Below are 7,502 nucleotides of genomic sequence, written 5' to 3' on the forward strand. Positions count from 1 at the left end.
GGGGTTTGGTACGTTCAAACTTACCTTTTGCCATGACCTACTCCTGAAAGATTCCTGACAGTTAGTGTGATAATTAATGTAGTGGTGCCCAAGGCGAGAATTGAACTCGCGACCTCTCCCTTACCAAGGGAGTGCTCTACCACTGAGCCACTTGGGCACTAGGAAACTTGATGCTTTGTGCATTGAGTAGCCAGCTATTAAATCAATAATAATTGCTGGTGTAATTCCTACACAATATTCAAAACAACAATTCTTATTAGCTACAAATAGCTAGAGTAAATCATTTGCCTGTTACAGATTATTTACTCTAATTATCTGGGGTGAAAATTGATGCTTGCTAGTCCTAGCGAGAACAGATATAAAGACAGTTGGAGCGGGTGATGGGAATCGAACCCACGCCGTCAGCTTGGAAGGCTGTTGCACTACCATTGTGCTACACCCGCAATGGGATACCTAACTAACGACCCTACATCTATAACTATTAGGCTCTAAGCAACACTCTTTGGTGGTGGAGGTTGGATTCGAACCAACGTAGGCGTTAGCCAACAGATTTACAGTCTGCCTCCTTTAGCCACTCGGACACTCCACCGCAAAGAATTAACTATGATAATAAGTTATTTGGTATTTGTCAAATACTATCATGCTGATAATTAAAAATGTTGTGTTTTTGTTGCTATTTAGCCAAGCTTTTAGACAACATATCGATATATTTTATAAAAAACTCAAAAGGCGAGCTAAACGACTGCCCTGAGCGTTGCTTTCAATTTTCAATCACATCCGCTAAGCCTTGCTTTTCTAGTAGATTATTTAGCTGCTCCCAATCATGAAAATCGATCAGTAACTGCCCTTTTTGTTTTGCATTTACCTTGATTGTCACTGTTGTACCTAAATAGTCCGACAAGGCTTCTTCTAAACGCAGCACGTCACGACTTCTTTCCTTGCTGACAGGCTTTTTCTGTTGCTTATCTTGATTTAAAAATTGCTTCACTAAACGCTCTGTTTCACGCACTGATAACTGCTTTGCGACCACTTGATGAGCTAATAGAATTTGTTCTGCTGAGTTAAGTGCTAATAAGGCTCTAGCATGGCCCATATCAATTAAGCCTTCGATTAACTGCTCCTGAACGGGTTCAGCTAAATTAAGTAATCTTAGCAAATTAGAGGTATATGAACGCGAACGTCCAATACTTTCTGCTGCTTGTTCATGCGTAAAATTAAACTCATCAATTAAGCGTCGTATACCTTTGGCCTCTTCTAAAGGATTTAAGTCCTCACGCTGCATATTTTCGATAAGCGCCATAATCGCGGCTTGCTCATCACTTACATCGCGAATGAGGACCGGCACTTCATTTAAACCAGCGATTTTTGCTGCTCTAAATCGTCTTTCCCCGGCAATAATTTCAAAAGCGTCCTTAGTTCCCGCTAAAGGACGTACTAGTAAGGGCTGCATAATCCCCTCACGCGCTATCGAGTCAGCCAATTCCTGCAACTTTTCCTGTTCCATCTTGCTGCGTGGCTGATACTTACCTGCACGCAATTGCTTTAATTGCAATGTATTTGTGCTGGACGCTTCGCCTTCGCTTTGAGGTGTAGCCACTTCAGTTGTGGCCTTCGTGCCGCTATCAACGGTCGCCTCACCTCGAAGAACCTGAGCCAGGCCAATATCATCACCTAACAATGCACTTAATCCACGCCCTAAACCCTTAGCTTGTTTTTTTGCCGCTGTGGCTTTAATTGTTGCTTTTTTTGCACTTGTTTTTTTAGCGACGGTAGTTTTAGACGCTGTTTTTTTACTTACTGATTTATTAACCATTTTTCGATACTTTAATTTAAACTTAAACTAATTACTTTAATTATTTTTTCTTAGTAATTTTTAAAAGCTCTTTAGCAAATTGCATATAAGCTTTTGCGCCACGCGATGATTTATCGTATTGAATGCCAGGCATCCCATAACTTGGCGCTTCAGCTAAACGAACATTGCGCGGAATAAGTGTTTTAAATACTTTATCGCCAAAATACTCTTCCAATTGCTCGGAGACTTGCTGCTGCAAAGTCATACGTGCATCATACATCACACGTAATAAACCGGTGATTTCCAAATTAGGATTAATATTTTGATGTACACGCTTAACTGTATTAACTAAATCCGATAAGCCCTCCAAGGCGAAATATTCACACTGCATTGGAATAATCACGCCATCGGCAGCTGCTAATGCATTAATCGTTAATAAGGATAAGGTGGGTGGACAATCAATTAAGATAAAATCATATTGCTTAGTTAATTCAGCAATCGCATTTTTCAAGCGATACTCACGATCTTCTAATTCCATCAAATCAATGTCAGCACCAGATAACTCGCGATTACTGGCTAGTACATCATAAGCACCTGTTTCAGAGCTAACAATGGCATCATTGATGCCTGCTTGAGCTATTAATACGTGATAAACATTTGATTCTAAATCATTTTTATCGACACCAGAACCCATGGTCGCATTACCCTGAGGATCGAGGTCAATTAAAAGAACCTTTTTCTTATTCGAGGCAAGACCAGCGGCAAGATTAATTGCGGTGGTCGTCTTACCAACGCCACCCTTTTGATTTGCTACACAATATATTTTAGGCAATTTAACCACCCTAATCCTTTTTACTTATCCATAGTAAACAACGCTTAGCATCCAGATCCACCACCTGCAGTTTTTGCCAACTACTTAGTTGCCAATCTGTATTACATTCTAAATCAGCAACCTCATCGGCTAGATAATGCCCTTTCATCGCCGCCAGTAGACCACCAACTTTTAAGGTATGACCAGACCAATTAGCAAAATCGCGTAAAGATGCGAAAGCTCTAGATATCACTAAATCTGCTTCATGTGAACGATAGTCTTCAATTCTACCGTGCTTTGAACGCAGATTCTTCAAGCCCAGGCGTCCAGCGACCATGGTAATAAATGCAGTCTTTTTTTCAACCGCATCCACACATGTCACCTGCCACTGAGGACAACATATCGCAATAACCACACCAGGCAAGCCTCCGCCTGAACCCACATCCAATACAGTCAATGGTAATTGTGGATCGTAGCGCTCAACTAAGGACGGTATTACAGCAAGACTATCAAATAGATGCTGAATCAAAATTTGTTCAGCATCTTTTATCGCAGTGATATTATACGTTTTATTCCACTTCTGTATAAGCTCAAGGTAGAGCAAAATATCCTGCCTTTGTTTATCATCAAGCCTTAAACCCATTTGTTCTGCAGCTCGTTCTAGACGGATACTAAAGTCTGTCATATGAAACTTACCTATCTGGTGTTAATTCGCATTGTTTCACGTGAAACATTTATTTATAAGCTAACATAGCTTTAGCGTTAGATTAGGCCTTTAACGACTGCTGTGCCCGCTTTAAGTGGATTAACAACAGTGAAATGGCTGCAGGCGTAATACCGGAAATACGAGACGCTTGACCTATGGTCTCGGGTCGATGCTTATTCAAAAATGAACGCGCTTCAATCGATAGGTTACTAATCGCATCATAATCAAAATCTGCTGGAATCTTCATATTTTCAAATTGCTGTTGACGCTTCACTTCTTCTTGCTGTCTATCGATATAGCCAGCATATTTAATTTGAATTTCCACTTGATCGATTTCATCATGGCTTAAGGTTTTATCCGTGCTAAAGCTATCACCCTCTTTGCTTTTTAAACTCATTAAGGCCTTATAACTAACATTCGGACGCTTAAGTAGTTCAGCTAAAACATAAGCTTTTTCAGGTGCAGTACCTAAGACGGCAGCCGCTTCGTTTTTATCAAAGGTCTCTCCGTGCACCCGAATAGAATGTAAACGCTTGATTTCAGCTTGAACATTATCACGTTTAGCAGCAAAGGCTTCCCAACGTGCCTGAGGTACCACACCTAAACGATAACCAATTTCTGTTAATCTAAAATCGGCATTATCTTCACGCAAACTTAGTCGGTATTCAGCGCGTGAGGTAAACATACGGTATGGTTCTGTCACGCCACGGGTAATTAAATCATCGACCAACACACCTAAATAGGCTTCATCACGGCGCGGCGTCCAACTATCCTTACCTTGTAAAAGTAAACAAGCATTAATACCCGCTAATAAACCCTGAGCAGCTGCCTCTTCATAACCAGTAGTACCATTGATTTGTCCGGCAAAGAATAGACCCTTAATGTGTTTACTTTCCAAGCTAGCTTTTAATTCACGTGGATCATAATAATCATATTCAATGGCATAGCCTGGTCGCAAAATATGTGCATTTTCTAGACCACGGATACTACGCACTAACTTAAATTGAATATCAAATGGCAAACTCGTTGAAATACCGTTTGGATAAATCTCATGGGTATGTAATCCCTCGGGTTCTAGAAAGATTTGATGTGAGTTTTTATCGGCAAAACGGTTAATTTTATCCTCAACCGATGGACAATAACGCGGACCGACCCCATCAATCTTACCGGTAAACATCGGTGAACGGTCAAAGCCACTACGGATAATGTCGTGGGTACGTTCATTCGTCTGCGTAATCCAACACGAAATTTGTGGCGGGGGTGGTTCTGTACGTCCCAGATAGGAGAAAACAGGTATAGGATCGGTATCACCTGGTTGCTCAACCAAGTGCGTAAAATCAATAGTACGCGCATCTAACCTAGGTGGCGTACCCGTTTTTAACCGTCCCTGAGCTAAGTTTAACTCCTTTAAACGATGAGCAAGACTGACCGATGGCGGATCTCCAGCTCTACCACCTGAATAATTATCAAGACCAACGTGAATCTTACCGTTAAGAAATGTTCCTGCTGTCAATATAACAACCGGTGCGTAAAACTTTAAACCGATTTGAGTCACTGCACCTATCACACGGTCGCCTTCAATCAATAAATCATCGACGCCTTGCTGGAATAAGTAAAGGTTTTCTTGGTTTTCTAAGATATAGCGAATCGCATTTCTATATAGGACTCTATCTGCTTGGGCGCGCGTTGCTCTGACTGCAGGGCCTTTAGAGCTATTAAGAATTCTAAATTGAATACCCGCCTTATCAATAGCTTGTGCCATTGCGCCGCCGAGCGCATCAATTTCTTTAATCAAATGCCCCTTACCAATCCCACCAATCGAGGGATTACAAGACATCTGACCGAGTGTTTCGATATTGTGTGTTAACAACAAGGTTTTAGATCCCATACGAGCAGCAGCTAAGGCCGCTTCCGTACCGGCATGACCCCCACCAACAACAATTACATCAAATTTATTTGGAAAGTCCATGATATTTTAAGGGTATAAAAAATTTATAGCGCTGAGACGGAGATAATATTTTATTGAATCAATTAATTAAGATGCGCCTTTATTTTTATGGTGAAACCACGTAACGCAGTATAAGGCGAGTAATCTATCCATCTGCATTTTAGAATTTATGTTGATGTATTTTACCATAGATAATTACCGCTATAAATTGATTTTAAAGAGTTGATGTTTCACGTGGAACAAGTATAAGAATTTGCTTTGATTCGTTGTAGTTGAAGCTTCTGCTATTAAAACAGTAGTTGTAAAAACTGTTCTTTAAATAATTTACTCTCCGTTTGCCGTCTAAATTTAATCTAAGTCTAATCTTTTACTACTAGTGGTGCTCACTAATTTGTATATACAGTAATAACAAAGATAGATACAACAAGCAAGAAACGCTACCTTCTGCTTTGTTCCACGTGAAACAAAAATCAACTTAAATCGCTCACGTTCCACGTGAAACAAATGGGGATTGTGGATAACTTTGTGGTTAAGCGTTGGTAAAGCTGCGGATTTACTCTGAATAATCTGTGCATAAGGTTTATAAGCATATGTATTATCAAAGTAAATAAATTGATAAGATATAGGGTAAATTACAATCAACCATGTGCAAATCAAGAAGGGGTTACTATGACATTGAATAGTTCAGGGCTAAGTATTAAATCTAAATTACCTGATGTTGGAACAACTATTTTCTCAGTAATGAGTCAATTAGCGCTTGATCATCAAGCAATTAATTTGGGACAAGGTTTCCCCGAGTTTAATCCAGATGTGAAATTGCTTAACTTAATTGATGAGGCGATGAGATCCGGGCATAACCAGTATGCACCGATGCCAGGTATTCCTGCACTAAGAAATCAAATCGCAGCAAAGGTAAATGCACTTTATGGTGCGCAAATCAATCCTGATACTGATGTCACTGTAACGAGTGGTGCTACCGAGGCATTAATGGTAGCAATACAGGCGGTGGTGCATCCAGGCGACGAAGTGATTGTGATTGAACCAAATTATGATTCCTATGTGCCGTGTATTCGATTAGCAGGTGGTCAACCTGTGTTTGTCCAGCTAACAAAACCAAGTAAGGATAATTTACGTTACAGCATGAACTGGCAACAATTAAAGGATGCAATCACCGATAAAACTAAATTAATTATTCTTAACTTTCCACATAATCCAACAGGTATCACATTCGAACAAAGCGATTTAGACACGCTAGCAGAGATAATCAGAGGAAAGAATATTTTTTTAATCGCTGATGAAGTATATGAACATATTGTTTTCCGTGATAAAAAATTTCTAAGCTTCTTAAGCCACGAAGAGTTGAAAGAAAAAAGTTTTGTTATTTCTTCTTTTGGTAAAACCTATCATAGTACCGGTTGGAAAATAGGTTATTGCGTGGCGCCATCAAAGTTAATGAATGAATTTAGAAAGGTGCATCAATTCACAGTATTTTCAGTTAATACTGCAATTCAAGTTGCGCTCGCTGAATTTATGAAAGAGCCTTCACACTATCTTGAACTCTCAGCATTTTATGAACAAAAACATGATTTACTGTTAAATGGTCTTAAGGATACCAAGTTTAAAGCTATTCCAAGTGATGGGACTTTTTTCTTATTAGCAGATTACACTGATATAGACGATATGGCTGAAACTGATTTTGCAATTAAACTAACTAAAGAGGTGGGAGTAACCTTAATTCCTGTATCAGCATTTTATAAGAATAGTGATTCTGTCGAAGCGAATAATCATATGCTGCGTTTTTGTTTTGCTAAAAGCGATGAGACCTTAAATCAAGCCATTGAACGTTTAAAAAATCTCTAAATATTGATGTTAATAGCTTAATTAATTTAAATACCTGTTTTTATTATTATGACTTGTGGATAAGTGGGATAACTTGTTTTTAGTTTGATAAATCAATTACTTAAAATTATATTTTTTTGGTATAAGCTTGATAGCTAGATTAGACTTAATTGTGAATTAAATTAGCAGTTTTGTTATGAATACTACTTAATCCAAATACAAGCACTACTTATCCACAATTAATTCTGCTTAATGATGCAAAGAAGGTTATTAAATATAAAATAACCACGCTGATTAGATAGCTAACTAATCTTTATCGATACAACCATTTCAACTTAGAAGTGATAGGTAGAGGCTTGATATAGTAACTAAGAGACCTTTGCAATAACCCCTCAAACTTCCTAAA

General features: G+C 38.9%; 5 protein-coding genes and 3 tRNA genes. 1 reads left to right on the forward strand and 7 read right to left on the reverse strand.

The window, feature by feature from the left end; genetic code table 11:
- Window positions 1-82: 82 nt before the first annotated feature.
- From HMPREF3144_RS09315 to mnmG, 7 genes are all read right to left on the reverse strand, one after another.
- A tRNA-Thr gene (locus HMPREF3144_RS09315) sits at window positions 83-157 on the reverse strand.
- A gap of 212 nt (window positions 158-369) precedes the next feature.
- A tRNA-Gly gene (locus HMPREF3144_RS09320) sits at window positions 370-443 on the reverse strand.
- Between the two features lie 60 nt (window positions 444-503).
- Window positions 504-589 (reverse strand) — tRNA-Tyr (locus tag HMPREF3144_RS09325).
- A 171-nt stretch (window positions 590-760) separates the two neighbouring features.
- Complete coding sequence (locus tag HMPREF3144_RS09330; protein ID WP_246823941.1) at window positions 761-1,813, reverse strand: ParB/RepB/Spo0J family partition protein; 1,053 nt, start codon at window positions 1,811-1,813, stop codon at window positions 761-763.
- Between the two features lie 40 nt (window positions 1,814-1,853).
- Entirely contained in the window at window positions 1,854-2,633 is a 780-nt protein-coding gene (locus HMPREF3144_RS09335) for a ParA family protein (RefSeq protein WP_070477594.1), read from the reverse strand.
- Window position 2,634: 1 nt separating this feature from the next.
- The gene (gene rsmG, locus HMPREF3144_RS09340) at window positions 2,635-3,288 is read right to left on the reverse strand and encodes a 16S rRNA (guanine(527)-N(7))-methyltransferase RsmG (protein ID WP_070477596.1); all 654 of its coding nucleotides are present in this window, start codon (window positions 3,286-3,288) and stop codon (window positions 2,635-2,637) included.
- An 82-nt stretch (window positions 3,289-3,370) separates the two neighbouring features.
- Window positions 3,371-5,278: a tRNA uridine-5-carboxymethylaminomethyl(34) synthesis enzyme MnmG gene (gene mnmG / locus HMPREF3144_RS09345; RefSeq protein WP_018027404.1), complete on the reverse strand. Its 1,908-nt coding sequence runs from the start codon at window positions 5,276-5,278 to the stop codon at window positions 3,371-3,373.
- A 648-nt stretch (window positions 5,279-5,926) separates the two neighbouring features.
- Between mnmG and HMPREF3144_RS09350 the strand changes: the two genes are divergently transcribed.
- A complete protein-coding gene (locus HMPREF3144_RS09350) occupies window positions 5,927-7,117 on the forward strand; it encodes a methionine aminotransferase (protein WP_070477598.1) in 1,191 nt (396 codons plus the stop codon).
- The last annotated feature ends 385 nt before the right edge of the window (window positions 7,118-7,502 follow it).

This window comes from Oligella sp. HMSC05A10 (assembly GCF_001808335.1).
GTDB lineage: Bacteria > Pseudomonadota > Gammaproteobacteria > Burkholderiales > Burkholderiaceae_B > Oligella > Oligella urethralis.

Excerpts from the sequence above, each read along its gene's own strand:
- mnmG (WP_018027404.1), bottom strand. The coding sequence starts at position 5,278 with ATGGACTTTCCAAATAAATTTGATGTAATTGTTGTTGGTGGGGGTCAT.
- HMPREF3144_RS09330 (WP_246823941.1), bottom strand. The coding sequence starts at position 1,813 with ATGGTTAATAAATCAGTAAGTAAAAAAACAGCGTCTAAAACTACCGTC.
- HMPREF3144_RS09350 (WP_070477598.1), top strand. The coding sequence starts at position 5,927 with ATGACATTGAATAGTTCAGGGCTAAGTATTAAATCTAAATTACCTGAT.
- rsmG (WP_070477596.1), bottom strand. The coding sequence starts at position 3,288 with ATGACAGACTTTAGTATCCGTCTAGAACGAGCTGCAGAACAAATGGGT.